The following is a 3,426-nucleotide window of genomic DNA, read 5'->3' as shown; positions in this document are numbered from 1 at the left end:
TTTGATATTTCCACATCTATCCAGAAGCTTCAAATCATTAACCACAAATACTGCACACCAATCCATCGGCATGATGGCTATAGTTATGCCACATAATCCACTTTTGTCCATTGATTTAATGACTAGAGGCGCACCGATCGCTGAATCGGTAGTTAAACAAGGGTGGAGGTGTGATATGGGTAAACGATCCCTTTCAGCAAATGCACAGGGCATTGTCCAAGCCAAAGAAGCGATGGCGCGGAAACAGTGGACTCATCAGGTACTGGCGAAAAAGGTTGGTGTTAAGACTCGCCTATCCATCAGTAAATTTTTCGCAGGTCATCCTGTTGAGCGACGGATTTTCATAGAGATTTGCGTGCAACTGGATTTATCCTGGCAAAAGTTGGCGATTCAGGTTCTGGACGAGAGGCTACTCCAACCCATCAATCCTGCGGAGAACCAGCCTGTTGACATCAACACCTTAATGACGACTATTCGTTCGAGCTACCAGGATAAACTTGAGACTCAATCGAGTACTGTGCCGTTATGGGATTTGCCTAAACCGATTTCCTTAAAGGATATATATATTGATGTGGAGGTTTGGCAGGATATCCCCAACCGACGCTGGCTTGACTTGGGGGATTGGCAACGACTTTTTCAGGTGAATTGGGATAGGGGTTATGGACTGAATCCGGATGGAACCGCTCTGGAACGAGTGTTGGCAATGGCGGTATTGACAAGACAGAGGCACCTAATGATATGGGGGAAAACGGGAACGGGTAAAACCACATTTTTGCAGTATCTGACGACTCAGTGTCATCAAGGTCGATTTGCCCCGGATCAGGTGTCCATTTATATTGAATTAAGGGCGTTGGTGGAAGATGGCAATAGGCTGAGTTTACTGGATTATATCTGCCAAGAGCTTAGCGATTGTGGGGTTTCTAGGGAAACAGTGAAAACCTTACTCCAGGAGGGGAAACTCCTCATTTTGCTCGATGGCTGGGATGAGGTAGCCCCCTCTCGGCGTTTTTCCCTGTTCAACAAACTGCGATGGTTCTGTCAGCGCTACTATAATAATCGATTTGTGATCACCTGTCGGACTGGGGCTGAGTTGTATCGGTTTGGCAGATTTACGGAGGTGGAACTTGCCGATTGGACACCCACTCAAATCCGTGAGTTTGCCCAGAAGTACTTTGTGGCGGTGGCGGGTGCGAATTGGGAGAAGGGGTTAGGGAAAGCGGCTGAGTTTATTACCCAACTCGACTATCCAGAAAACCGGGCGATTAAGGACATGGCGAAAACGCCTCTATTACTCAGTTTCATCTGTCATGTCTTCCACTCCCAATCCCGTTTTCCTCGCCAACATGCTAGACTGGTTCACGAAGGATTGGAGATTCTGCTGCACAAATGGGATTATTCCAAAGGAGTTGAGCGAGATTCCCTTGAGCAACCGTTGTCTGTGGTGAATCGGTGGCAATTGTTGGATCAAGTGGCTTCAGTGACGTTGACTCAACAGAAGTATTGTTTTAGCCAATCTCAGGTAGAACATTATATTGGTGAGTATCTGCAAACCCTGCCGGATTATCAAGACGTTAATCCTGTCAGCTTACAGATACAGAGTCAAGGGATTGTGAAAGCCATTGAATGTGATCATGGAGTATGGGTGGAGCGATCGCGGCGACTTTATTCCTTTGCGAATTTAAGTGTTCAGCAATACCTCACCGCTAGGGAGTTTACCACAAAACTGGCTCAGCACCCGGAGGCGATCGCGGAATTAGTCACCCACCTCACTGAACAATCTTGGCGGCAGGTTTTTCCATTCACCGCCGCCCTCTTGCGCCACCCGGAACGATTAATCCAGGGAATAAAGCAAAGGGTGGATCAGGTATTAATATCGGATCAACGATTAGTGCAGTTCCTTAACTGGATAGACCATCGCTCCAAATCTAGCCCATTATCCCACAAGCCAGCCGCCGTGCGTGGCTTTAATTTTGCCCTGGCTGTAATTTTGGATCAAGCGTTAGCCCAGACACTCAATTCCTATCTGCTTGATCAACCCCTAGAACCGTCACCGTTACAGCAATTACCTTCCTGCTTGTCCTTAGCCCAAACGTTAGACGCCAACTTTACAGTACTGGAAGCCTTAGCGTTTAAGGCGGAGGATTATTTGCCCCCGGCGTCTTTGCCTGTGCCGTTATACCGGGCGTTAATCCTGAATGCCACCTTGAAGTATAGTCTCGCATTTAATCTAGCGGTTGATCCTGAGCATCTGAGTCAATTAGCGCGATCGCTAAAAACTTTACTCCATCCGGTGTTTCAGTTTCAATCTAATGGGAAGATGTTGAACTCGTGGTGGTTTAATCATCGTCACTCTTGGATAGAACAACTTCGCTTTTTCCTAGGACAACATGAACATGGGGAACATGATTGGCAGTTTAGCAGCAGCCAGAGGCAATCGCTGTGGGATTATTATGACGCCAATCAATTATTGGTGGATTGTCTAACCATCGCTGATGATCTCAATACTCAAGTGCAGCAACACATTGAGGACGAGTTATTTGTGTATCGGGAATAAGTTATTTGTCATTGTTAATCGCAGCCGAGGCGAAAAAATGAAAACTCTATTCTATTATTTGTCTATTTAGCGACACAAACCGAACCTTGAACAATCCGATCCGTGGGTTACACGGGCTTTTACAGTTAATCCTTTAAATCCAGGAACAACAAAACGTAAATGGTGTTGTAATTCATCGAATAGTGGGCGGTGTTCAGTCAGGAAATAGTGCAAGACTGAACTAAGATTTACCCCATCTTCCCGCAGGACAGGTTCTTGCTCAATCGGCACAGATTTGCTAATGCATTTAAATATTATAAGAGTTGATCGGAATTTTGGGTATCCAAGCCAAGGCACTGGTAGTCGCTTTTGCTTCAGATAAACAGAGCGATCGCGTCGGCAATTCTTGGCGGAGGCGGGTTTGACTCCATTTGTGTCAATGCTGAATCTGTGCTGAAGCTATCCTCCAGCGTTGCTATATTCTTGAAGAGGCATTGGGCGATCAATATAGTCTCAGAATAACACTCAATAGTCTAGGCTTGGTATTCCAAAAACAAGGACGGTTTGATGAAGCCATCCAAGCTTTCCAACGTCAGATTGAGATCAGCCAAACTTTCAATGACCAAAAATCATTGGTAATTGGACTCAATTGCTTAGGTAGAGTATTCCAAAAACAAAGACGACTCGATGAAGCTATCGAAGCTTTCCAACGTCAGATTAAGATCAGCCAAACTCTCAATGACCAAAAATCCGGTTCTTCCGGACTTAGTATGCTAAACTATCAGCTTTCAGGACTCATAAAGCTTAACAGACAAGGACTGTAGCGCCTAAGTCCATCAAAACGACTTGAAATATGGGAAGAAATGGCTAAAGCTCTTGCTGTCCAATATTCG

2 protein-coding genes are annotated in these 3,426 nt (G+C 45.6%); both read left to right on the top strand.

From position 1 onward, the window contains the following. The first annotated feature begins 175 nt into the window (after window positions 1-175). The gene (locus RID09_RS28355; RefSeq protein ID WP_446339260.1) at window positions 176-2,554 is read left to right on the top strand and encodes an NACHT domain-containing protein; all 2,379 of its coding nucleotides are present in this window, start codon (window positions 176-178) and stop codon (window positions 2,552-2,554) included. Between the two features lie 473 nt (window positions 2,555-3,027). Then, window positions 3,028-3,357 carry a tetratricopeptide repeat protein gene (locus RID09_RS28350; RefSeq protein ID WP_446339259.1) on the top strand — a complete coding sequence of 110 codons (330 nt, stop codon included), beginning with the start codon at window positions 3,028-3,030 and terminating at the stop codon, window positions 3,355-3,357. Window positions 3,358-3,426 lie beyond the last annotated feature (69 nt).

It is taken from the genome of Coleofasciculus sp. G1-WW12-02, from assembly GCF_040219735.1.
Taxonomy (GTDB): domain Bacteria; phylum Cyanobacteriota; class Cyanobacteriia; order Cyanobacteriales; family Coleofasciculaceae; genus Coleofasciculus.
The sequence above is the reverse complement of the archived record's forward strand: the minus strand, read 5'-3'. Positions and strand labels throughout refer to the sequence as shown.